The organism is Paenibacillus bouchesdurhonensis (genome assembly GCF_900155685.1).
Taxonomy (GTDB): Bacteria; Bacillota; Bacilli; order Paenibacillales; family Paenibacillaceae; genus Fontibacillus; species Fontibacillus bouchesdurhonensis.
The window spans coordinates 754,946-778,152 of sequence record NZ_LT732547.1 but is presented as its reverse complement, the minus strand read 5'-3'; the positions used below and the strand labels follow the sequence as shown (position 1 = coordinate 778,152).

Here is a 23,207-nt window from a genome sequence, read left to right as displayed (position 1 = left end):
CCAACAAAGCCCCGGTCGATTGACCGGGGCTTTGTCTTTATATTTCAACTTTCGGGTTTAAGGAAGTAAATTCAAGAAAGGTTTGATTGTATTGGCCAAGCTATAATTCGTGGTCGCATCCCAGTTGATCGACCATGTCATGGCTCCCCGAATATCCGGGTATTGGGCAACTGGTTTATAGCTTCCACAGCCGTTGCCGGTCGCCAGGCAGTTCAGCGCGTTGTTGACGACCGTCGGGGAGACATATCCTCCCCCAGCAGCTGATGGCGTAGCCGGAACACCGATGCCTAATTGGGACGGCTCTACCCACTGCAATGTCAAATCGGAAAGAGCCGTTAAGAAGTCTACCGTTCCTTGTGAGTAACATTTACCATCGCGCCCCAGCATGCAGCCTGAATTATAGTATTGGACATTAATGACAGAAGTAATGTCTTTCAGGTTGTTATATAGCTGCATATAGGATGTATTCGGATTCTGCATGTCGATTGTCTGCGGCGCCATCGTTAGAATAAATTCGCTTCCGATTCTTTGCTGCAGCTGGCGGATAGCATTGGTTAAATTAGCTACATTCATGCCATGCTCCAGATCGATATCCACGCCGTCCAGACCAAATTGAGTGATGATCGCATGCATACTGTCCACAAAATTCGTTACATTAGGGGAAGCGTTATTTAAATTAATATTGCCCAGCTCCCCGCCAATGGAAATAATGACCTTTTTCCCTTGTGCACGCTTAGCCTGGATATCGGCAATGAGATCTGCATCCGAATATCCTCCCAAAGCAGAGGACAATGAGGAATCCACATTAAAGGTAACTCCGCCTGGCTTGGCAGGGTCCATATTGGCAAACGACAATACAATGATATCGTACTGATCAGGGACATCTCTTACTCTTAAATTGCTAGAGTTATTAATAAAGTTGTGCCAGTATCCCGTTAAAGTATGCTTTGGAAGCTGCCCCCCGCCTCCGCCTCCTCCATTTCCTGCCGACGTCGTCGCGTCGACAATTGCACTTGCCGGCGAACGATTTCCGGCAGTGTCCTTGGCCACGACTTTAAAGGAATAAGCCGTGCTGGCTGCAAGTCCCGTGACTGTAGCCGTTGTGCCTGTCACGGATAGAACGACCGACGGGCCTTGATACACGTCATATCCGGCTACGCCTACATTATCGGTAGACGCAGACCAGGACAAGGTAACGCTGGAGGATGTGACGCCGCTCACTGTTAAGCTCGCGGGAGCCGTCGGTGCCTCTGTGTCGCCTCCGCCACCACCACTGCCTTGATCCAACTGCCATAAAGCAGGCACATTAGGCGGTTCCCACCCTACTAAAGAGGTATGGGGCTGAATGCTACGGTAGGTATTCCCACCATACGTCACCGTATCGTTTACCGCATAGGACACATTAGGCGCCCAAACGCCACGATCAGCGGCCGAAGCGGTCAAAGGCAGCAGACTGACCAGCATAACAAAGACCATCAGTACCGGTACAACTCCTCCTGGCTTTCCCATCATGCCAAATAAACCCTTTCTCAATTAAACTCCTCCTCAAAAAAATAATCAGCAAGGTTTCTGTATCTCCACCCTGAACGTGGGCATCACCCCCTCTCACGTCTATGACAGCGTTTACATAACTTAAAATAAATTCTCTCATTTCAGTTCAGCCCTACCTAATTTGCATTCATAGAATAACAAGCATTGGCTTTCCAAAACATTATAACGTTATATACACATAATCTATATGATTTGTAAATATTTATCAATAGATCAGAGGGATTATTTTTTGCGAATACATACAACTGTAAGTACACCAAAATCGTGTATCAACAGCCCATGAGGACAAAAAATTAAGGCGAAAAAAGTTACGCCCGGATGAAATGCTGAATATAGATCCGGAGCGTTACATTCTCGCCTTTTTATGAATGGAAACCAGCAATATTTTTTCGTTTTCTATCCTATTGCTTACGACTTTTTATATAATAAATAAGGCCAACCGTTCCGGTGACCGCAATCATAGATATACAAAGCTTCCCTGTAGTACCCCCCATTTGAAGAAATGAGATTTCACGAAATGACGTTGCTGAAATAATTAAGCAAATCATTCCTATAGCCATAATTAAAATTGCAACTAGCCACTCCATCTTTTTCATGACGGTTCCCCTCGGCTTTCATGCTTAAACCGGATCTCAAATCGTGTTCCATTCCCAATCTTGCTAGAAACAAGAATTTCTCCCCCTTGAAGCTCTACCAGTTTTTTAGCAATGGATAAACCTAAGCCGGTTCCGCCATACTCTCGTGAACGTGATTTCTCCACCCTGTGAAACCGTTCAAAAATAAACGGTAGCTCGGCCTCCGGGATTCCAATTCCTGTATCAGTCACAGCTAAATAAATATACGAGGAATTTTCATTCAGTTCGATCTGGATGCTCCCTTTCTCTGTATATCGAATGGCATTTTCTAACAGATTAATGAGAACCTGTTCCATACGAAGTCCGTCCCCTAGAATTAGGGGAATGCTATAGTTAATATGAGTATTAAGCTGCAACCCTTTATCACTGGCTTTCAACCGGATCTTTCGCACTGCATTATCAGTAATCTCCGAGAGATCGACCCACTCTAGAGACAGACAAATCCTTCCCTCTTCCATTTTGGCCAATTCAAACAAGTCGTTCACCAAATGCTGGAGACGAAGTGCCTCCCCGCGGATAATATCTAAATACTTATCCTTTTCCTCTTCCGTATCATACAGACGATCCTGGATGACCTTCGTGTACCCTTCCAAAAAGGTAATCGGCGTCCGGAGCTCATGGGAGATATTAGCGAAAAATTCTTGCCTTGTATCCCGATACCGTTGAAGATCCTCCGCCAAATTATTAATCGCCCCGGCGAGCAGTCCAATTTCATCCCTACGCACTATATTTAATCTCGTTTCCAATTCACCTGCGGCGATTTTTCGCGTAGCCTCTTGCATTTGCACCAGTGGTCTTGATAGGATTTGTGCAATAATCCAAGCGATCCCAAGTGCGAGCAAAAATGCGCCAATCCCTGATAGAACCAGAACATTACGCACGGCTGCTATAGATTCGTCCATATGTTTTGTTGATGACAAGACGTATACGGCCGATTTAACGCGATCTTCCTCTAGAATGGATTTTGCACCTACGAAATAGCGCTCACCTTTTCTATTAGTATGTTCGAAACCAACAGATTTGCCGGAGAAAAGATTCTGCACGTCGCCTGGACGAATAAATGATTGATCCGATAAATCATAATCACCGGAATGCGCAAGCACATTTCCTTGTTTATCTATATATAAAATACTTACGTTTGAAAAGTCTGCAAACTTAAGCAGCGTTTGTTCTGTCGAGATATCAGATGAATCGCTCATCATTGTGAAATGAGTTGTAAGCTCATCCACCTCTGTTCTCATTTCTGCATTATAAAAGTTTGAAAACATGCGGCCGATTGTCAACCCAAGCGAGACAATTACAACAACAAAAGCGGAAAGAATAATCATGCCTAACTTAAATTCAATTCTATCTTTCATTGGATTTACCTACTCCATTGAATTTATAACCGACACCCCAAACTGTTTGGAACAAATTATAAGATAACCCCGCACTTTGCGTCTTTTCCCGAATGTTCTTGATATGGGTGTCAACGACTCGATATTCCCCAACATAGTCATTACCCCAGATCATATTCACGAGTTCTTCTCGGGTAAAAACACGCTGTCCACTTTTGGAAAGCACCATAATTAAATCAAATTCCTTTTGCGTAAAATCAACCAGGAGATCATTGATATAAACTTCACGCCCCTCTGGAAAAATCCTTATGCCTGGGAATTCCATTACAGGCTCTTGCGGCACGGAGAATTGAGTGAGTGCAGAACGGCGAATTAGTGAGTAAATCCGCGCTAGCAGCTCTTCAGGTTCAAACGGCTTGGTTAGATAGTCATCTGCACCGATCCCCAGACCATACACTTTGTCTTTCGTTTCAGAGCGCGCGGTTAACATAAGAATGGGAACATTCTCCTCCTTGCGGATCGCCTTACATACCTGCCATCCGTCCATATCCGGCAGCATGATGTCTAATAGGATAATGTCGAAGATATGCTTCCTCACGATCGATAAAGCTTCGTTACCATTCGAAGCCTCTTTCACATCAAATCCTTCCTTTGTCAAATAGATCCGAAGCAAGTTCCGCATATTCCATTCATCATCCACCACGAGAATTTGTAGCCTGGTCACCGCTACCACCACCCCTTGCAACCTTTAATAATTATTATGCGCTGATTGAAAAAAGAGGCACATTGCCCCGCAGAAATTCCAGTGAGATCCCAATAGCGCATACATCATATTATAATTTAAAAATAGTCCCCCTACAGGAGTTCAATGATTCATTCCGGGCATACTTCCGTGCCCTCCCCCTAATTTAGATTCAATTTCAAGCATCGAATCGATTTCGCCCTGAACCTTTGTGCTAATGATAGCTTCAGAGCCGATTAACCAAGCGTGATTATACGGCCCCTCCGTTGGAGAACTCTCATATTTAGGCTGCAGACTCATCACATAGGACATGACCGATTCGGGGATGCCGCTTTTATTCATCCAAATCAGCGGAGTATGTTTACCTAAGTGAGAAAAGGGGGCTCCCGCGATAGCTAAATCAGGTGAATCAACAGTAACAAATGACAAGTTATGTCCAGGTGTCGTAATCCCCCATCCAAATCCGGTTTTTGGATCTTTGTATTTGGCAAATGCTACCGCATTCGCATAAGGATCTTCACCAGATATTCTTATCGGATTGCCATACTGCTCTAATTCATTCTCTACCTTAGCTGAAATCACAGATTCGGGACCCAAGATATAAATATTTGCTTTTCCTTCCCGCGTTTCCAAAGCCTCTTTAGTTTCTGGTGGTATTTCATTTTGGTTAACATACAGCAACGGTTCAGGCATGTGAGCAATCCAGTTAATTGCAGGCATAGTGTACTCCCTGCTCTCCATGGAGCCAATAATGACGGAAAAGGGATTTTCTCCAGCCAATTTAGCATAGTAAGCATCTATGGCTTTAGCCAACGCCGCTGGATTACCAGCGCTAACTTTATCTGTTTTGAATCCAAGCTTTTTCACCTGATCCTCGACCTTTTGATCCAGATTACCCACTAAAATCACTTGAACTCCACCATTCTCTTCCACTCCTATAGGCTTGAGTCTCTTCAATTCAGCTTCTGTTGCCTCAGGGAGCTCATCCTGTTCAACAAATAGTATCGGCCCATTGCTAGGGTGATGAATCAAATTTGCACTCACAACAGCATTTTGCCAGTTATCCAAAGTTGTAAGAATAATGCTTCCAGGGCGGTTGTTCTCACTGGACGCCATCCAAAGAGTTCGTGAAACCGTAACTGCGGCTTCCCCCGGATCGTCTGTATTAATGCGGGTAGTATTCTTAGATGCAATCCATGGAGCCACAGCTTTGAATTCCGCAGCTTTTACCTCATTGAGTGTTCGGTTAGAATCCCCCGCTTGGGATATAGTGTTGCTTCGTGAATCGCTGCAAGCCGATATTACGAATAAAGTGACTAATAACGCTGCACCAAGCTTAACTGAATTCTTCATGTTGGCCTCCTCTGATTTTCATTATTTGAGTTACTGCTGATATACCTTAAACTTATTATTTGTAGAAATTGTGTGTTTTTTGTGGAGAAACCAACATATTTTATTTAAATTTCCATTAAAGCATAAAATACCCAGTACTAATTCAGTACTGGGCAGCTTTTAACAAACCTGTATTCGTTTTGTAATGATCCCAACTAGACTCCTTTTTTCTCCATTAGCTGCATAGTTGTGATGCAAGTATTATCGTTTTGGTACGTAGAAATCTCTGATTCAGCAATTTTCCCTTCGTGTTCGATTGTAATGCGATAGGTTTTGTCACGAGGTAGCCATAGATCTATAAATCCATTAGATTGGGATTTTAATGCTTGATCCAGTATCACATTGCCATTCATGTCGTCGATGTATACGTTAAATTCTTTATCCGTCATTTCTCCTTGGCAGCCAGTCAAGCTGTGGATTGCACAGGGATGGGTTTCCTCAATAAACGGCGCCACAGAAACAAAAAATTCGTTTTCAGGCAGGTCATAAAAAATCGAGTCATTTACAATGAGTTGGTTTGATGTGATTGAAGCGGATTGATCCTTTAGATTGCCGATACTATATTCATGAACCAGTTGCTTAATGTCTTGCGACTCAAGAACGACTGGCTCTTTTTTTCCGAAAATTTCAGAAATCATATACCCCCCTATTGCAACGATTAACAATCCGGCTATGATCATTATCTTTTTCCTCAACTTATACTCATCCCCTTTTCTCTTCAACTTGTTCTTTGTTCTATTCTGGTTAATTTCATGTTTAGTATAACTGCTAAATCCTAATAAACTCAACTATGCGAAAAAATAGAATGGGTAGAAACGCCAACTAAGTCCAACCGCCCATCCTCGAATTCACTCCTCCCCTAATTGACTCCTATACGCTTTAAGTGTACCTGTTATTTATGTAGTTTCTGTGTGGAAGCGTGGAAACAAGCAATGCCCCGGCCGAATGACCAGGGCTTTATTTCTATCCTGAAGTTAAGGATGTGTGTTCAGGAAAATACTATAGGGACTCAGCTTAGAGGACAAGTCCATAAAGTACCCAGATCAGGATGCTGAATAACTGACACAGCTTAGAAATCATTCGTTCAGCAGCCCCTCCGTTATCGAATAAACGTAGAGCTATTTTAAACTTTGGAACAAACAAGGAACGTATCCCGTCATTCCCAAAAATATCTCCAAATAAATGAGACCACCAGCCCACGATAAATCCTAGACAACTTGCCATAACCAGCCCCGGATACTGACTTCCTAAGACAAAGAGTCCCAGACTTAGGACGATTGCAAACTCGGGCGAATGAATGATCCAACGGTGTTTTACGAACGGCATAATCAGCAGGGCAGCCCCAGTGAATAGAGCCATCCAATGCCAGTCATATACGGCATACCCTATCAGCATCAAAGCACCGCTAGCGAGAAGTATAATCGTCCTAAGCCGGGCCAAACTGCCAGCAATAATACCCGCGCCAATCCAAATCGCTCCAGCTTGTATGGAATAACCTAGCAGAATCAACACGAATCCTATGAATAAGAATATCCCTGACAATGCCCGCATGAGCTTTCTTTTCCTCGGTGACAGTTGGATCTTCTGGCTCGCCGTACTCGTTTTATGATCTAAATCTGGGGCAAGTCCGCCAACGATCGAAGCTGCGCATACTACTCCTGCGAAGCCAATAACCTCCAATGAGGTACTCATTGGGGAAGCCGTTAGGGCAGCAACAGATGTAACTGATCCAGCAAGAAAGGCTAGTGCAGAGTGTCCCTGTTTATTCAATTGTTATCACATCCCTTCTCTGGCTGACTGAGCACCTATTCCCAAACTGCACCTTATTCTTTAAAATTCCTGACGTCTAAATATGCCATAACTGACTTTATACATCAGCAGAGCCCATAACAGAACCACTACTGGGGAAATACTTATGACGATCAAAACCATAGTATCATCTAAAACAATCCCTGCCATCAATAGCAGATAGTATATGCCAAGGAAGATTAATACGGGGACTACAAAAGCAACAAGAGACAGAGCACGTGCCTTTTCCGCACCATATTTAAAAAGCAGCGGAATGATCATACATCCGAAGAAGTAAGATATAACTAATCCCATGCCAGCTGCAACCAGCAACCCCATCCAATCATTCATGCTCGTAAGATTAATTTTCTTAAATATCGCTCCGCCCGCTACACCCAAAATCGTTCCTGAAACAACACCGATAATTGAAAAAATAAATAATACGATAAATTTGCTCCGTACAATGTCTTTCCTAGTCAGTGGCATGATCATCGCATATTTCGTCCATTTTGCATGGTCATCAAATGCAAATGTCGTAATCACCATCATTCCACATAAAACGCCGGAAGTAATAATATAACTGATAGGTCCGTTTTGCGGAACCAATATAAAAACAAACACAACAAGCATGAACAGCATTGACCATGTGTTATGTCCGATGTTATATAAATCTTTCCATATCAAGCTTTTCATCCCATTCGTTCCCCCTTCACATAGAGCAACAGAATATCATCTATGGAAGCATCATCAACGATTGCATTTTTGTATGTCCGACGAGCCTTTTCCTTGTCTGCCACTAGAACATCCCATTGAAAATCGCGCTTCCGGAAGGCCAAAATATCGTTCTTGTTAATGGTATCAAACATGGCTGCTCCGCAACGGATAACACCATAGTTGTAAATAAGCTCATCTTTTTGCTTACTAAAGACGATTTTGCCTTGGTGAATAAATGTGATGTAGTCTGCTACCTTTTCCAAATCAGTTGTAATATGCGAGGACATAAGGATAGAATGATGTTCATCTTGAACAAAATCCAGAAAAACATCTAATATATCGTCTCGCATCACCGGGTCAAGCCCACTAGTGGCTTCATCCAAAATCAAGATTTTGGGATGATGGGATAGAGCAACCGCGATACCAAGCTTCACTTTCATCCCTTTGGAAAAGGTTTTTATTTTTTTATCCAGCGGCAATTGAAATTTACTTAAGTAGCTATCGAATAATGCAGAATCCCATTGTTGGTAAGCATGCGCTGAGATTTTGCCGACTTTTGCTGGTGTGAGTGTCTCATAAAAATGAATGCCATCGAAAACCATGCCTATATCTTCTTTAAGCTGCTTTGGATCTGCGGATAACTCCTTTCCCCAGAAGGTCACTGTTCCGGCATTCTTTTGGATCAAATCCAAAATGGCGTTGATCGTAGTGCTTTTGCCAGCTCCATTCTCACCGATTAAGCCTACGATACTCCCCTTTGGCACGCAAAAGGATACATTGTCTAATGTGAAGTTGGGATATGTTTTTGTCACACCCCTTAATTCTAAAGCGTGGGTATGCATGCTCAATCTTCCTCCTGATAGAACAGTTTTAATAATTCGACAAGCTTCTCAACCGAAATACCGCTTGATCTTCCGATTTCAGCAGCCTCACGTAAATGCTCCTCGGCTCTACGTTGCTGTTCTTCCTGAATAAAATCCCTGTTTTGAGCAGATACGAAGCTGCCGCGTCCAACGGTCGTTTCAATAAACCCATCCCGCTGCAAATCTTCATAAGCCTTTTGAACCGTAATCACACTTACATGAAGTGATTTAGCTAATGAACGCATGGAAGGAATAAGATCCCCTGTCTGCAATTCACCGCTCATGATTTTGGCCTTTATTTGGGAAGTGATTTGTTCGTAGATGGGTTTACTTGTATTACTACTAATGATAATTTCCACAAACGCCCTCCCTAGTGTTTAATAGTGTACTTGTTGTATAAGTACATTATTAAACACTTATAAATATCTGTCAATGACCTTACTTATAAGTTGTTTTCGTGATTTCACCGACCCCAGGTCCGCTGAAAGTCAAAAAAATCCACGCAAAAAAACGCGGCTCCGGAAAACCTCGGAAGCCGCGCTGCGCTTGATTTTAGCAAGATGCTGGTGAAGGGAATTGAACCCCCGACCTACGCATTACGAATGCGTCGTCAGATAGTTTTGTACGGCTTTATAAAGTTCTGTTAGATGTGAAAGTTGGAAAAGAAGTAACATGTACAAAAAGCATCACTGATACAGGATTCTATTTTGGACAAGTAGATTCTAACATCAAAAACATACTGGGCATATCCATGGGAACAGACAGCGTACAGACTAGACAGATTTTAACGAATAAAAATGCAACAATCTATCCTTTCCATGCGGATCCTTATTCGGGAAAAGTAATGACTGAACCAGCAAAAGCAAATTGGGCGAGAACGCCTTCCATTGATTGGACAACTACAGATAGAGCGAACTATATTAAAAAATATAGTGAGTTATATCCTAACAACAACTGGAATTGGTCGGGAAGTGTAACAAATATACACCATATAAGACCTCGTAACTTAGGCGGAACCAATGCTTTTGATAATCTAATCCCGATCTCAACTGTGCTCCATCAATCCGTGGTGACTCCTTGGTTTGCTGCATATTAATCTGATAAACTGACTTCAGGGCTATAGCCTATGGAGTCAGTTTTTTTGAAAGGATGATACAGATGTTACAGAAACTAATTCTTCATTTAAAAAAACGGCAAGAAATGCACGGGGGCTGTGATGAAATCATCATAAGCGGAGGTGATATTGTGAATGCGTGTAGTCATTTCAATCCTCCAGCTATCAATGAAGAGATTCAGAAACTAACAATGCATTTTTCGTCTGAATTTCCATACGATTATATCCAATTTTTAAAATACTGTAACGGTGCTTCATTATTCGAGAACCCTCAATATGGTGGCGAAAACATCATATATTCAATCGATGACGTCATTCTTTATAATGATACTACTTACCAACCCGATAAGATCGTTGTTGCAAATATAGTCGATGATCGGATTGTAATTGATTTGAGTCGATGGCGAAACGGCGAAGAACATTATTTACTGCTCTGTGAGAGCATGAATCCTGTTGACTTAGCAGGCAGTTTTTATTGTAACTTTGAAACCTGGTTAGAGCGATTTATAATTGCACAGGGATCTAAATTCTGGTATTGGAAAACAGACAGAGAATAAATGCAGATTTTGTGAACGACACGCTCTAATACCTGTACCTGAGTCCCAAAGCAGCTAGCATGCATGGTATACCGATAAATTAGATTAAGCAGGGGACAAAAAGCGGCCATTTCATTTAAGATACCACTTTACTCAAATAAAGGTTAGAAGAATGTTAGAAGTTTGCATAAAAACACAAAAAAACGCGGCTCCCGAAAACCTCGGAAGCCGCTCTGCGCTTGATTTTAGCAAGATGCTGGTGAAGGGAATTGAACCCCCGACCTACGCATTACGAGTGCGTTGCTCTACCCCTGAGCTACACCAGCATATTCACTGCTTAACTTGAAACAAAAAATATTATAACTCGATCCGAAAATTTTGCAAGCCCTCAAAATCAGGAATTTATTTATTGCAGCTTCGCCTGAACCGAGCGCAGCTTCTGCTCCGAGGAGCTCTCTTTGTCTCGCCGATCGTCAATCTTGATCGAGGTGGACACCCGCTGGGCACCGGATTGGAACGGCGACTCATGAATCGCCCGTATAGCGGCGAACACACTGTCCAACGGCCCTTCAATAATCGTGCTCATCGAGGTCAGTGTATAACGAATGCCTTCCTGCTTCTCCAATACCCGCTGCAGCTCGGCTACATATGGGCTTAAGCTTGTTGTGCACGTCCCGATGGGAATCACCGTTACCTCTGCAATCGCCATGCTGCTCCCCCCTTCTTATAATAACGTTCCATACTTTTAAAATAACATTCATACTGCCTCTTATTGTAACAATTCCCGCTCCTTCTTTTCAAATAAGCGGCACGCCGCTGTACCTCCCAGCGCCTTAGCGTGATCTGTATGGAGATATGAGGTTCAGGCCTCTCCCGCGCCCGGAAGAGGCCTGAACCTTGCCTTTGCACTGATCTCCGCTATGCCATTTCCCCGAGCTCCCGCAAATTCCCGCTGTTCTCTTCGGAAGCAGCCATTTCCTTTTTCAACAGCGCCTTGATTACATTCGCGGACTTCACCTTCGCATGCAGACATGGCGAAATTTCAATCTGATACGCCCCCCGCAGGATCAGGTCTCGCAGCTCCTCTGCAGTCTCCGCTTCCCCGTTCAAGCTATTAACGACGCTGCCATACTGCATATATTGATGCGTATCGCTTCCCCCGACAACAGGGCGTCCCAGGCGCAGCGCAAATTCATCGATTCGAGCGCGATAGGCCTCCAAACCTTGCGCATAAATATCCTTGCCGTTCAGATCAAAAGCGTCCAGCCTCCCCAGCAGTTCTTCCGGCAAATGATGCAGTGGCGTCCCTAGCCGGAACGGATGCGCCCCTATGCGCAGAAATCCTTGACCCTCGCTCCAGTCCAGCAGCGTCTGGAAATCGATGAACCGTCCTTTCTCCGTATAGGGCTCCAGGCGCTGCCTCAGTGCCAATATCCGTTCCCGGTCTCCAATGATCAGAATATGACCGGTCTCCTGAATGTCCACTTCGATGCCGGGAAACACCTTCATCCCCTCGGCCATATAGTAGCCTTGCTCATAGGGATAATGCCGATCCAGCACCCGGTAAATATCCTCATACCGCAAAGTATTGAAATGCTCGGTCATCGCGACAGCATCCAGGCCGCTTTTTCCGGCTTCGGTCATCATTTCCTTAAAATAAACGTGACTAAAGGCTGTTTTCTTAGCAAGCTTAACATGGGTATGCAAATCAATTTTCATCCGCTTCTCCTTTGTTTTTAATCATCAATTACCCGCAAAATATATCTATATAGTAAATCGAGCAGCAAGAACATGCAGCATTACGACGTACAACCCCGAGCCAAGCAGAAACACGGCATCACGGACGGTAAATTTCATGTATGAGAGCTTGATTCTTTTGGCCTCCGGGGAATGGTAGGCGTAGGAGAAGCCTTTGGCTTCCAGCGCTTCCACCGTAGTGCGCGTGCGTTTGGCAATGCTCAGAATTAATGGGTAAAAAGACAACACCGCTATTTTCAAAAAGTAGACGATACTCCTCCAATACAGCAATCCATGCTTCCTCGGTGCCACGCCCCGCAGCCGGAAAGACAAAAAGATATGATGGTATTCCTCCACCAGGCTGGGGAGCATCCGGTACCCGTATGCGATGCCGAACGACACCTGTTTCGGTACGCCGATGCGGAGCAGTCCGTCGCTCAGCTTCTCGGGATCCATCGAGCAAAATACGGTAATGCTCGCCATCGAAATGACCGACAGCTTCATCGTCAGCTTTAATAGAGGCAAAATCGTCTCTCCGCCCCCACCGAACAGCCAGGATACGATGAGTAAGTATCCCGCTTGGCTCAGTAAACCAAGACAAAGTATGAATATAATCAAGGGGCTCACCCTCGACATCATCGTCGTGACGACCAAGAGCAGGAACATGCCGAGCAGCAGCACCTCGCCGTGAATGAACCAGGGAGCGATGCCGAAATACAAATACCAGAGGAACAGTGTTCGCGGATCCAGCCTGGCCAAAAACGTATTGCCGTTGCCGTAGGCTGTATTGAGCAATTCAATTTTGACTCCTTCCACGGACACGCGATCCATCAGCTTACGAACATACTCCATGCCTTGCCGCCTCCTTTCCCGATTCGTTCCAGCGCTGCGCAAACTCATCTACCGTATAGCTGAGCGGCGCCAACCCCAGCCTGCGGCTGAGCTCCAAAATTTGCGGCGCCCGCAGCCCGGCTTGTTCCAGCAGCCCGGCATCGCCGAACACCGATTCTCGTGTACCGTCCCGGATAATATCGCCCTGATGCATAACGATGACCCGGTTAGCCCATTCCGCCACCAGCTGCATGTCGTGCGTCGCCACAATGACGGTTTCCACATGACGGTTCAACTGCTGCAACAGATGTGTAATATCTTTGCGGGTTGCGATGTCCAGATTTGCAGTCGGCTCGTCGAGCAGGATCACCGAGGGATTCATCGCTACCCCAATCGCCAGAGAGGCCCGCCGCTGAGCAGCCGGCCGTCCCTGTGCTGCAGCCCGGTCAATCCGAAGCTGTCCAGAATCGCATCTACCTTGGCCTCGTAACCGTCCACGCGGCGCGCTTTAAGAAAGAACTCCACATCCTTGCGGATCGAATCCTCAATGAACATTTCCTCGGGGTTTTGGTAAATATAGGTCACCGTATTAGCGAGCTGCTCGGGCGTCGTTGCTGCCGTATCCATTCCTTTGACGACGATTCGTCCGCTTTCAGGCTTTGTTACCCCAGTGATCAGCCGCATGAAGGAGGATTTACCTGCCCCATTATTGCCAACGAGAGCGACCATATCCCCTGCTCTAAGCGTTACACTGACATCTCGCAGCACAATCTTCCTGTCCCGGCTCACCGTCCGATAGGAGAAGCGAACATGCTTGGCTTCAATGATCGGATCAGCCTCTCTATTAGCTTCAGTATTCCCGGACGCTTTCTCCGATTCTTGGCAATCCGGTCTATCCTCAGCATTTCCAATCCCGCCAATCAAAGCTTCTGCCCCATTCATTGCCATAATGCCGGAACCTTCCTGAATATAAGCATCTGCAGCACCACCATCGGCTGTAATTCCAATCAGCCCCCCGCACTCTTCCTGCCCTTCCAACTGCCTCAGCCGCTGAAAATAAGCTGCCGCCTCGTCAAGAGTAATCGGATAAGGTGAACCAAGGTCGAACCAAATTGGAATAGTCGAATTACGCTCCATCCCGGTAGAATCCCATGCCCTTGCTTTAGCAATCTCGGCGGCGGCCTGGGTGACCTGAGGCGGGTAAATCTGGCTGGAACGCAGCTGCTCCAGCTCCAATAGCGCCTCTTCTACCGGCTTCGACCATACGGCCCGGCCTTGATCCATCAGCACGACCTGCCTGCAGTACTCCGCAATAAACTCCGTATGATGCTCGATCACGATGATCGTTTTGCCATGCTGCTCATTCAAACGGCGCAGCAAATCATAGATCTCCCTTGCATGGCAAGGATCAAGCTGCGCGACGGGCTCATCGATGATCAGAATATCCGGATCCAGCGAGATTGCTCCGGCAAGTGCCAGTTGATGCTTCTGTCCTCCGCTTAATTGCCAGATGAACTCCTTCGTATCCACCGTAAGATCCACCAAGCGCAAGGCCCGCAGCCCTCGCTCCTGATAATCCTCGAACCCGTAATTCAGCGGGGCGAAGCTGGCATCATCAAGCACTGTCGGACGTATGAGTTGATTCTCGAAATCCTGATACACGTACCCAACATGGCGCGACAAACGGGCAACATCATGCTCCAGAGTCTGTAGTCCGTTCACACGGACACTCCCCTCGAAATCCCCGACATAATAGTGGGGTATCAACCCGTTCAGCGTCTTGCACAGCGTCGATTTACCGCTGCCATTACCGCCGATGACGGCGACGAAATCGCCGCGCTTAATCTGAAGGGATACTTCGTTGAGCACAGGAGCCTCTGCACCAGGATATGTAAAGGTGACATTATCTATCGATACGATCCAATCAAGCGGCGGACTTTTCGTTACATCTATATCCGTTTCATTCAATTGAGCCCCATATTCAACCATAGCTTAACCTCCATCATGCGCTAGATCCCGGTTTCAGCTGCTCTAGAGCGCTTCCCTTTGCGAACCAGCAGCCAAATTGTAAGACATGCCACCACAGCGGCAGTCCCAATACTGACCCATATGAACCAGCCGCCAATACTATCCAGAAAATCCGCATCCCATTCGATGAGCGCCATGTCGGATTCCGCGAGAAACTCCGCAACGGCTGCCAGCACGGCTAATATAATTGAAGCTACGATTAACCTAGGGGCAATAATTTCACCCAGCGAATATTTCATCTTATTATTTCTAGGCTTCATGCCAAGCAGCGGTTCGATTTTGCCGTACAACCGGGGCACCAGATACAGTGTCGGCAGCAATGCGAACAGTATGCCCGAGAACAACACATCGTTCAAAAAAGCCACTCCTTCAACCACCATGACGCTTTGCGCCAATCCCGGTACTGCCTCAAACTCCTCGACACCGATCCATACCTTGGCGATATCAACCGAACAACTGATAAATTGGTGAATTATTACCCCGGTCATGGCGGCAATGCCTACCTGCCTGCGATTCTTCGGATCGTTCACAAGCGTTCCAGCAATGAACATCGCCAACGAGAAGCCGATAAACTTCTCCAGCTCGCCAAGTCCGCCGAACTGCCCCAGCATAATTTCGCCAAAAATAACTTCGCCCAGCGCAGCACCGATGGCCGCATAGAACGGGTGGAATAAAATACACAGCGTCAGCGGAATAAACGCGAAGTATTCCACTGACAGCTCGATCGGCCCTAGCCGAACCGAAGGAATAAGCTCGGTAATCATATTCGACAGTCCGTATAGCGACATCGACAGAATGAATACCATCATTTTTTGAGACTGGGTTAGCACGTACCTTTGCCTTAATTGAGCCACTAACTTCCCCTCCTAGTTTAGATAGCTCCACTATAATGAGGAAATATTAAGTGAACATCCATATCATGTAAATCATATGTAAAATTTATTTCAGTAAATAAACTAGTGAAAAAAATATATCATTACGAGTTGAATTTCCTGACCTCTTCCACGCTTTTATGTTAATCTAGTGCTATCAACTCACCAGGTATAGAAAGAGAGGCCAACCTCATGAACATGGACTGGAATACAGATTCCTTATCTCCGGGTCAATACAAAATTGCCGACTATATCCAAAAAAACATGCAAACCGTACTCTTTCTAACCGAGCAGGAAATCGCCGATGCTTTAGGACTCAGCATTGCCTCTGTATCGAGATTTTGGCGTTCTGTCGGGTTCAAGAATATTAAAGATTTCAAAAATCAGCTTCGTGAACATTTGGAAGTCACCCCTGCCGCCAAAATGAAAAACATCATGGATAAATCGGAGGCTGGCTTCCTTCCGGGACAATTGCTCGCGTCCAGCATGGAGCATTTGGAAAGCACGCTGCAGCATTATTCCCAGGAGTCGTTTGAAGAAGCCGTAAATGCTATCGTCACTGCAAGAAGAGTATACCTGTACGGACCTGGCCCCTCGTCCGGTCTCGTCGAGCTAATGCACTATCGCCTCAGTCGCTTTGGTCTATCTATGCACCGTCTTCATCGCGGGGGAAGCGAGTTGTTCGAAGATTTGCTGCATATCACGGATGAAGATGTCGTGGTTCTCTTTGGATTCGTCCGGTTGCTGCCGGAAGCCAAGGTCATTACCCGGCATGCCAAGGAGTCCGGCTATCTGACACTGCTCATCACCGACCGTCTCGTTTCTGACTTCTCTGGAGAGAGCCATATTACTCTGTATGCCAGCCGTGGCGAGATTTGGGAATTCCATTCCATGATCGCCCCGACGTTTATGGTAGAGAACTTAATCGTTGCTGCCGGGATGAAAAACCAAGATCTCCACTTGCAAAAACTGGAGCAATTGAACCAGCTGCGCAAAAAATATGACCATGAGCTGCCGCGATAAATGTTCACATTTTTTTAATGTTTCCCTCCATCCCCCACTTGCCGCACCAGGATTGCTTTCACCTGTTTTTTCATGTTTTTTCATCCGTCTGCTAGTGAAGATGCCTGTTTACAAACACTACATATTGGGGTAATGTAGGTTGCAGACAACCAAATATAGTGGAATCGGGTGATCCAGCCGTCAATACGAGGCTGGGGCTTAAAAGGGAAGTGCGGTGCAAAACCGCTGCGGTCCCGCCACTGTGATCGGACGCTCAGGAAGTTGTTTTATAAGCTCCTGTAATGCTTCACTGACAAGAAGCCACTGGGGATGGCCAACCATCTGCGGGAAGGCGTTAGCGAAGAGTCCGGAAGCCAGGAGACCTGCCCGCTTTCAATTGACACCATATAAGCCTGCGAGGAACAGGTAGGTGTCCGCTTGCAGATTACATAGACTTTCATCTCTGTCTATAAGAAGATGAGGATTTCAACGCGCATTCGGGCATTTTCAACCTTGCATGGTCGGAAATGCCTTTTTATATCCTTTAAAGTATAGTTTTTCGGGAGGTAAACTTTGTTATGGCAGTTATGAATCAGGTTTATACAAGCCGCCAAGATATGCTGGAGGAAGTTATTACATTAGGAGAAGAAATCGTGGAAAGCCGTAACCTTGAGGTTCTGCGTGAAAATGCCAATCTAAACGGCGAAAGCTTCTCTGGAAAATTGAGCAAGTTCGGCAGCGAATACGCGAAGTGGTATGCAGGCCACTTCGTCATGCCTAAACAGCTCGTTCAGGCGATTCAAGACAATTTTGTTTATGTTCACGACTTGGATCAATATGCGATTGGGACGACGAATTGCATCTTCATTCCATTCGACAAGCTGCTGCGGGAGGGATTCAACACCGGTAACGGCAGCGTAAGGCCGCCGAACTCGATCATGACGGCGATGGCGCTTGTGGCGATCATTTTTCAATCCCAGCAAAATGCGCAATACGGCGGTGTATCCGCCAACAAACTCGATCATGATCTGGCGCCTTATGTGACCAAATCCTTCGGAAAGTATTTCCGCAAAGGTCTGGATTACTTCGAGGAAGGCGACATGAACGCGGATTACGGCTTTATCACGATGGATCGCAACGACCTTCAGACCCTGTATCCGAAAGCTTTTAAATATGCGGTTAAAGAGACCGAAAGCGAGACGCTGCAGGCTGCCGAGAGCCTCATTCATAATCTCAATACGATGTCGAGCAGAGCGGGGGGACAAATTCCGTTTACGAGCATTAACTACGGTACATGCACTTCTATAGAAGGACAGCTCGTCATCCGCTCCCTGCTCACCGCAACGATGCGCGGACTTGGCAGCGGTGAAACGCCGATTTTCCCGATTCAGATTTTCAAATGTAAGCAGGGGGTTAACCAGCAGCCAGGCGAACCCAACTATGAGCTGTTCCTGAAGGCGGCGGAATGTTCCGCAAAGCGTCTCTACCCGAACTTTGCCAACCTGGATGCTCCGCTCAACTTAATGTATTACGATCCGGAGAACCCGGATACCGAATTCGCTACGATGGGCTGCCGCACGCGGGTGCTGAGCGACCGCTTCGGCCGCAACCATCTTTCCGGCAAAGGCAATTTGTCCTTTAACACCTTGAACCTGGTCAAGCTTGGCCTGGAGCACGGCATTGCATTAGGACAGCGGCAGACAGCAGATGAGCAAGGCTTCTATCAAGAACTGGAGCATTACATGGATATCGCCTTGGACGGGCTGCTGCACCGCTTCCAGATCCAAGCATCCCAGAAGGCGAAGGCGTCCGATTTCATGATGCGCGAAGGCGTATGGGAAGGCGGCGAGCAGCTGAATCCCGAAGATCCAGTGGGTGAACTGATCAAGCACGGCAGTCTTTCGATCGGTTTCATCGGGCTCGCGGAATGTATGAAAGCCATGTATGGCAAGCATCACGGCGAAGATGCCGAGGTATATAAGAAGGCTTATAATATGATCGCCTTCATGCGCGATTATTGCGACCGCCAGAGTGAGCGCCATAACCTGAACATTACCCTGTTCGCTACGCCAGCCGAAGGCTTATCCGGTAAATTCACCAAGAAAGACCGGGCTAACTATGGCGAGGTGCCGGGCATCGTTGACCGCGAATATTATACGAACTCCTTTCACATACCGGTATATTACGACATCAGCGCTGCCAAAAAAATCGAGCTTGAAGCATCTTTTCACGGGCTATGCAATGCGGGGGCCATCTCCTACATCGAGCTTAACGGCAACGCCCGCAGCAATCCAGCCGCATTCCTGCGTATTATTCAGTACGCATTGTCGCAGCAAGTCAGCTATTTCAGCATCAACCATCCGATCGACCGCTGCTCAGGCTGTGGATTTGAAGGGATTATCGGTGCGGTTTGCCCATCCTGCAACGTCAGCGAACAGGACGTCCATATCCGCCGCCTGCGGCGCGTAACCGGATATTTGACCGGCGATTTCCAGACACGCTTTAATGCCGCCAAGCAGGCTGAGGTTCGCGATCGTCTTAAGCATTCGACATGAACATTTGCGGCTATTATCCGGAATCAATTAATGAAGGCGAAGGACTGCGAGCAGCGCTTTTTGTGAGCGGCTGTCGCCATTACTGCAAAGGCTGCTTCAGTCCGGCCACCTGGAACTTTAATTACGGCGAACCGTTTACCCCTGAGCGGGAACAGGAAATCATCCAGGACATTGCTAGCAATCCGTTATTAAGCGGACTATCGATTCTGGGGGGAGACCCTTTTTTCTCGGCGGCGGAAGTCAGCGCATTCCTCGATCGTTTGCGCGAAACAGCAGGCCCTATATCCGTTTGGATATACAGCGGCTATACGTTTGAAGAGTTAATCGAAGACGTGAAATCACCGGAATATGGACTGCTAAGCCGCTGCCATGTGTTAGTGGACGGGCGCTACGTCGATGAATTACGGGATCCGTCCCTGCTCTATCGCGGGAGCTCCAATCAAAGGCTGATCGACATACCGGCAAGCCTGTCGCACCGCGGCATTATCGAATGGCAACCAACTTTCTCTTTCTAGCTGACTGCCTTTCTAGTATAATTGTGATTTGTGTTCACTCTATTGACGTCACTGGCGCCAAGTCATATTGTGGTTGCTCGAAGCTCCTCTATCGATCATGTGAGTATAGTTGTTGATCTTTTGAGCCCGCATATGCAGCGCCTCTTTTTTCGTCGAATAGTTGCAATTTTAGAATTAATAATTTTTATATCTAAGATTCTATTGAGATGACAAGATTGAATATCCTATGTCAGGAAAGCGAGGAATTTTTACATGCCTTCATTCGTAACCAAACCAAACAACCGCCAACTTGCGTTCGACAATGACCGTCTCGGGATTTACGCCGACCGAATTTTGGATGGATTACATACACTAAGTAAGGAGCGTCTGCTGCGCGGCGTGACCGCCAAGCTGCGAAGTGATATCGTCACTGGCGAGGAAATCAGCAACGCCTTCACGATGTCCTCTCTGGAGCTCGTCACCAAGGATGAGCCAGATTGGAAATTTGCTGCAGCGCGTTCCCTGCTAACTTCACTCTATAAAAAAGCAGCCGTAAACCGCCGCTATAAATCCTATCCGGAAGAACCGTACGGTTCATTCCACCATCTCATTACCGAGCTATGCAAAGCAGGGATTTACCGGGAAGAGCTGCTTGAATGCTATACAAAGGAACAAATCGAGGAGCTTGGCCAACTGATCGACCCGACTCGCGATCTGCTGTTTGACTATATCGGCCTGCTGACCCTTGCCGAGCGCTACCTTGCTACCGATTTTGACGGACGCACGATGGAGCTGCCTCAAGAACGCTATATGGTCATCGCGATGTACCTAATGCACCAAGAGCCTGCGGACAAGCGTCTGGATTATGTAAAAGAAGCCTACTGGGCGATGAGCAATATTTACATGACGGCTGCTACGCCAACGATGTCCAATGCTGGTAAAAAAGTCGCTGGACAGTTGTCCAGCTGCTTCATCGATACGGTGGACGACTCGCTGGAAGGCATTTTCGATTCCAATACGGATGTAGCCCGCCTTAGCAAAATGGGCGGCGGCATCGGCGTATATCTCGGCAAGGTTCGCGCCCGCGGCTCGGACATCCGCGGCCACAAAAACACCAGCTCCGGCGTTATTCCTTGGATTCGCCAGTTGAACAACACAGCCGTTAGCGTTGATCAGCTTGGAACCCGCAAAGGAGCGATTGCGGTATATCTGGACGTGTTCCACAAGGATATTCTCGCTTTCCTCGACCTGAAGCTGAACAACGGCGACGAGCGGATGCGCGCGCATGATGTATTCCATGGCGTCTGCCTCCCTGACCTCTACATGGAAGCCGTCGAGGCTCGCGGCGAATGGAACTTGTTCTGCCCGCATGAAGTGAAGAAGACGATGGGCTGGAAGGATGAGAACGGCCGTCCGCTTGGGCTGGAAGATTTCTACGACAAAGAAGTAGGCAGCGGCGAGTTCCGTCAAAGATACGAGGAAGCTGTTAACCATCCAACACTGTCGAGAATTACGATGCCAGCCATCGATATCATGAAACGGATCATGAAATCGCAGCTGGAGACAGGCACGCCATACATGTTCTATAGAGATACCGTCAACCGCGCCAATCCGAACCGGGCGCACGGCATGATCTACTCTTCGAACCTGTGTACAGAAATTATGCAAAATCAATCGCCTACTGTGGTAGAGCAAGAAGAGCTCGTGACGAAAGACGGGCAAACTCGTATCGTCGTTTCCAAAATCCCCGGCGATTTCGTCGTCTGCAATCTGAATTCGATCCACCTTGCGCGCGCGGTACCAGCCGGAGTGCTGGATCGTCTCGTACCCATTCAGACGCGGATGCTCGATAATGTCATCGACATTAACAATATTGAAGTACTGCAAGCGCAGTACACGAACAGCCAATACCGGGCGATTGGACTCGGCACCTTCGGGCTTCACCATTTGCTGGCCCTGGAAGGCATCCGCTGGGAGTCTGATGAAGCCGTACAATATAATGATGCTCTCTATGAAAAAATCAACTACCTGCTCGTTAAATCCAGCATGGAGCTGGCCAAAGAAAAAGGCCGGTATCCGAAGTTCGCTGGCTCGGATTGGGAGAACGGAAACTACTTCACGTACCGGAATTACACCGACGGTACTCGTGAAGGCAAGTTCGTAACGACCGAGCAATGGCGCGAGCTGGCGGAGGAAGTCAGCAAGAACGGCGTGCGCAACGCCTGGATGTTCGCGATCGCGCCGAACGGATCGACTTCGATCATCGCCGGTTCTACCGCGAGCATCGACCCGCTCTATGAGCTGCTTTCTTATGAGGAAAAAACGACGTACAAAATCGCCAACCCGGCGCCGGATCTATCCGAGAAGACGATCTGGTATTACAAAACGGCCTTCCTGATTGACCAGCATTGGTCGATCGATATGGCCGGAGCTCGTCAGCGTCACGTGGATCAGGCACAAAGCTTCAACCTTTACGTTCGCCCGGACATCAAGGCGACGGAATTCCTGGATCTGCATCTGCATGCTTGGAAGGCCGGCCTGAAATCGACTTACTATGTTCGCAGCCGCGCGCTGACGATTGAAGAGTGTGAGAGCTGCGCCAGTTAATTGATCCCAACCAGGATCCCAACCCACCCAAACCCTCCCTTGTCGTAAGGGAGGGCTCCCAGGGCCTGCGGCCCTCGGGACTCCCGCAAATTGGGGGAACGTTGGAGTTATAGAGGCGCTCCTGCTCGCTGTTCCCTTCGGGAATGCGCTATGGGCTGGTGCGTGGATCGCTTTTCCCCCTTCGGGTACGTCTTACTTTAGGCGCACCCGGGCTACCTGGAAACACGCTGCGGAAGACTGCTGCTGTCGAGCGCACCCGAGGTCGTTCGTGCAACTGGGCCGCTTGTCGCCCTGACGGGCACGCTCTACGATCGCGCTTCTGCATGGGAGCGGACTGCTACTATGGCGGCTTGTTGTGGAGCGGTCTGCTAGGCGGCACTGTCCCCTTCGGGGATTCGCTTGGACTGGT

The 23,207-nt window shown here is 47.2% G+C and carries 22 protein-coding genes, 1 tRNA gene and 1 riboswitch; of the genes, 6 read left to right on the top strand and 17 right to left on the bottom strand.

The genetic code is table 11. From position 1 onward, the window contains the following. Positions 1–57: 57 nt before the first annotated feature. From CZ379_RS03150 to CZ379_RS03105, 10 genes are all read right to left on the bottom strand, one after another. Positions 58–1,533: a chitinase gene (locus CZ379_RS03150; protein WP_407668591.1), complete on the bottom strand. Its 1,476-nt coding sequence runs from the start codon at positions 1,531–1,533 to the stop codon at positions 58–60. Positions 1,534–1,952: 419 nt separating this feature from the next. Further along, on the bottom strand, positions 1,953–2,147 hold the full coding sequence (locus CZ379_RS03145) for a hypothetical protein (RefSeq protein WP_110930278.1): 195 nt from the start codon (positions 2,145–2,147) through the stop codon (positions 1,953–1,955). Further along, on the bottom strand, positions 2,144–3,544 hold the full coding sequence (locus CZ379_RS03140; RefSeq protein WP_110930277.1) for a sensor histidine kinase: 1,401 nt from the start codon (positions 3,542–3,544) through the stop codon (positions 2,144–2,146). The genes CZ379_RS03145 and CZ379_RS03140 overlap by 4 nt, the downstream gene beginning before the upstream one ends. Next, on the bottom strand, positions 3,534–4,247 hold the full coding sequence (locus tag CZ379_RS03135; RefSeq protein WP_110930276.1) for a response regulator transcription factor: 714 nt from the start codon (positions 4,245–4,247) through the stop codon (positions 3,534–3,536). Before CZ379_RS03135 ends, CZ379_RS03140 begins: the two co-directional genes overlap by 11 nt. A gap of 141 nt (positions 4,248–4,388) precedes the next feature. Next, positions 4,389–5,618 carry a cell wall-binding repeat-containing protein gene (locus CZ379_RS03130; protein ID WP_110930275.1) on the bottom strand — a complete coding sequence of 410 codons (1,230 nt, stop codon included), beginning with the start codon at positions 5,616–5,618 and terminating at the stop codon, positions 4,389–4,391. Positions 5,619–5,812: 194 nt separating this feature from the next. Beyond that, the gene (locus CZ379_RS03125; RefSeq protein WP_110930274.1) at positions 5,813–6,352 is read right to left on the bottom strand and encodes a CueP family metal-binding protein; all 540 of its coding nucleotides are present in this window, start codon (positions 6,350–6,352) and stop codon (positions 5,813–5,815) included. Between the two features lie 319 nt (positions 6,353–6,671). Next, a complete protein-coding gene (locus CZ379_RS03120; RefSeq protein ID WP_110930273.1) occupies positions 6,672–7,427 on the bottom strand; it encodes a metal-dependent hydrolase in 756 nt (251 codons plus the stop codon). Between the two features lie 60 nt (positions 7,428–7,487). Continuing rightward, the gene (locus CZ379_RS03115) at positions 7,488–8,138 is read right to left on the bottom strand and encodes an ABC-2 transporter permease (protein WP_110930272.1); all 651 of its coding nucleotides are present in this window, start codon (positions 8,136–8,138) and stop codon (positions 7,488–7,490) included. After that, entirely contained in the window at positions 8,135–9,001 is an 867-nt protein-coding gene (locus tag CZ379_RS03110) for an ABC transporter ATP-binding protein (RefSeq protein WP_110930271.1), read from the bottom strand. Before CZ379_RS03110 ends, CZ379_RS03115 begins: the two co-directional genes overlap by 4 nt. Before the next feature lie 2 nt (positions 9,002–9,003). Continuing rightward, entirely contained in the window at positions 9,004–9,381 is a 378-nt protein-coding gene (locus CZ379_RS03105; RefSeq protein WP_110930270.1) for a GntR family transcriptional regulator, read from the bottom strand. Between the two features lie 290 nt (positions 9,382–9,671). On the opposite strand from CZ379_RS03105, the gene CZ379_RS25885 reads away from it, so the two are divergent. Together CZ379_RS25885 and CZ379_RS03100 are read left to right on the top strand one after the other, a co-directional pair. Next, positions 9,672–10,118: an HNH endonuclease signature motif containing protein gene (locus CZ379_RS25885; RefSeq protein ID WP_199925427.1), complete on the top strand. Its 447-nt coding sequence runs from the start codon at positions 9,672–9,674 to the stop codon at positions 10,116–10,118. A gap of 62 nt (positions 10,119–10,180) precedes the next feature. Further along, a complete protein-coding gene (locus tag CZ379_RS03100) occupies positions 10,181–10,693 on the top strand; it encodes an SMI1/KNR4 family protein (RefSeq protein WP_110930269.1) in 513 nt (170 codons plus the stop codon). Positions 10,694–10,926: 233 nt separating this feature from the next. Here CZ379_RS03100 and CZ379_RS03095 read toward each other — a convergent pair. The 7 genes from CZ379_RS03095 to CZ379_RS03070 all read right to left on the bottom strand — a co-directional run bounded on the left by CZ379_RS03095 (position 10,927) and on the right by CZ379_RS03070 (position 16,122). After that, positions 10,927–10,998: transfer RNA gene (locus CZ379_RS03095), tRNA-Thr, on the bottom strand. 80 nt (positions 10,999–11,078) lie between these two features. Continuing rightward, positions 11,079–11,381, bottom strand: coding sequence for an MTH1187 family thiamine-binding protein (locus tag CZ379_RS03090; RefSeq protein WP_110930268.1), 303 nt, complete (start codon positions 11,379–11,381; stop codon positions 11,079–11,081). A gap of 209 nt (positions 11,382–11,590) precedes the next feature. Beyond that, the gene (locus CZ379_RS03085) at positions 11,591–12,391 is read right to left on the bottom strand and encodes a PHP domain-containing protein (protein WP_110930267.1); all 801 of its coding nucleotides are present in this window, start codon (positions 12,389–12,391) and stop codon (positions 11,591–11,593) included. Between the two features lie 45 nt (positions 12,392–12,436). Beyond that, the gene (locus CZ379_RS03080) at positions 12,437–13,261 is read right to left on the bottom strand and encodes an energy-coupling factor transporter transmembrane component T family protein (RefSeq protein WP_110930266.1); all 825 of its coding nucleotides are present in this window, start codon (positions 13,259–13,261) and stop codon (positions 12,437–12,439) included. After that, positions 13,245–13,622, bottom strand: a complete 378-nt coding sequence (locus CZ379_RS26545) for an ATP-binding cassette domain-containing protein (protein WP_234404790.1) — start codon at positions 13,620–13,622, stop codon at positions 13,245–13,247. The genes CZ379_RS03080 and CZ379_RS26545 overlap by 17 nt, the downstream gene beginning before the upstream one ends. A 2-nt stretch (positions 13,623–13,624) precedes the next feature. Continuing rightward, positions 13,625–15,229 (bottom strand): ABC transporter ATP-binding protein, encoded by a 1,605-nt coding sequence (locus CZ379_RS03075; protein ID WP_234404789.1) that lies wholly within the window; start codon positions 15,227–15,229, stop codon positions 13,625–13,627. Between the two features lie 20 nt (positions 15,230–15,249). After that, positions 15,250–16,122 carry a DUF8171 family membrane protein gene (locus CZ379_RS03070; protein WP_234404788.1) on the bottom strand — a complete coding sequence of 291 codons (873 nt, stop codon included), beginning with the start codon at positions 16,120–16,122 and terminating at the stop codon, positions 15,250–15,252. A gap of 210 nt (positions 16,123–16,332) precedes the next feature. On the opposite strand from CZ379_RS03070, the gene CZ379_RS03065 reads away from it, so the two are divergent. The 4 genes from CZ379_RS03065 to CZ379_RS03050 all read left to right on the top strand — a co-directional run bounded on the left by CZ379_RS03065 (position 16,333) and on the right by CZ379_RS03050 (position 22,798). Next, positions 16,333–17,163: a MurR/RpiR family transcriptional regulator gene (locus tag CZ379_RS03065; protein ID WP_110930265.1), complete on the top strand. Its 831-nt coding sequence runs from the start codon at positions 16,333–16,335 to the stop codon at positions 17,161–17,163. 149 nt (positions 17,164–17,312) lie between these two features. Then, positions 17,313–17,547: riboswitch (cobalamin riboswitch) on the top strand. A gap of 173 nt (positions 17,548–17,720) precedes the next feature. Beyond that, on the top strand, positions 17,721–19,697 hold the full coding sequence (locus CZ379_RS03060; protein WP_110930264.1) for an anaerobic ribonucleoside triphosphate reductase: 1,977 nt from the start codon (positions 17,721–17,723) through the stop codon (positions 19,695–19,697). Beyond that, positions 19,694–20,212: an anaerobic ribonucleoside-triphosphate reductase activating protein gene (gene nrdG, locus CZ379_RS03055; RefSeq protein ID WP_110930263.1), complete on the top strand. Its 519-nt coding sequence runs from the start codon at positions 19,694–19,696 to the stop codon at positions 20,210–20,212. Before CZ379_RS03060 ends, nrdG begins: the two co-directional genes overlap by 4 nt. Before the next feature lie 252 nt (positions 20,213–20,464). Continuing rightward, a complete protein-coding gene (locus CZ379_RS03050) occupies positions 20,465–22,798 on the top strand; it encodes a ribonucleoside-diphosphate reductase subunit alpha (protein ID WP_110930262.1) in 2,334 nt (777 codons plus the stop codon). Positions 22,799–23,207 lie beyond the last annotated feature (409 nt).

Coding starts and splice junctions, on each gene's coding strand:
- CZ379_RS03100 (WP_110930269.1), top strand. CDS start 10,181: ATGTTACAGAAACTAATTCTTCATTTAAAAAAACGGCAAGAAATGCAC.
- CZ379_RS03085 (WP_110930267.1), bottom strand. CDS start 12,391: ATGAAAATTGATTTGCATACCCATGTTAAGCTTGCTAAGAAAACAGCC.
- CZ379_RS03075 (WP_234404789.1), bottom strand. CDS start 15,229: ATGGTTGAATATGGGGCTCAATTGAATGAAACGGATATAGATGTAACG.
- CZ379_RS26545 (WP_234404790.1), bottom strand. CDS start 13,622: ATGAATCCCTCGGTGATCCTGCTCGACGAGCCGACTGCAAATCTGGAC.
- CZ379_RS03065 (WP_110930265.1), top strand. CDS start 16,333: ATGAACATGGACTGGAATACAGATTCCTTATCTCCGGGTCAATACAAA.
- CZ379_RS03050 (WP_110930262.1), top strand. CDS start 20,465: ATGCCTTCATTCGTAACCAAACCAAACAACCGCCAACTTGCGTTCGAC.
- CZ379_RS03145 (WP_110930278.1), bottom strand. CDS start 2,147: ATGAAAAAGATGGAGTGGCTAGTTGCAATTTTAATTATGGCTATAGGA.
- nrdG (WP_110930263.1), top strand. CDS start 19,694: ATGAACATTTGCGGCTATTATCCGGAATCAATTAATGAAGGCGAAGGA.
- CZ379_RS03060 (WP_110930264.1), top strand. CDS start 17,721: ATGGCAGTTATGAATCAGGTTTATACAAGCCGCCAAGATATGCTGGAG.
- CZ379_RS03110 (WP_110930271.1), bottom strand. CDS start 9,001: ATGCATACCCACGCTTTAGAATTAAGGGGTGTGACAAAAACATATCCC.
- CZ379_RS03130 (WP_110930275.1), bottom strand. CDS start 5,618: ATGAAGAATTCAGTTAAGCTTGGTGCAGCGTTATTAGTCACTTTATTC.
- CZ379_RS03115 (WP_110930272.1), bottom strand. CDS start 8,138: ATGAAAAGCTTGATATGGAAAGATTTATATAACATCGGACATAACACA.
- CZ379_RS03090 (WP_110930268.1), bottom strand. CDS start 11,381: ATGGCGATTGCAGAGGTAACGGTGATTCCCATCGGGACGTGCACAACA.
- CZ379_RS03140 (WP_110930277.1), bottom strand. CDS start 3,544: ATGAAAGATAGAATTGAATTTAAGTTAGGCATGATTATTCTTTCCGCT.
- CZ379_RS03080 (WP_110930266.1), bottom strand. CDS start 13,261: ATGGAGTATGTTCGTAAGCTGATGGATCGCGTGTCCGTGGAAGGAGTC.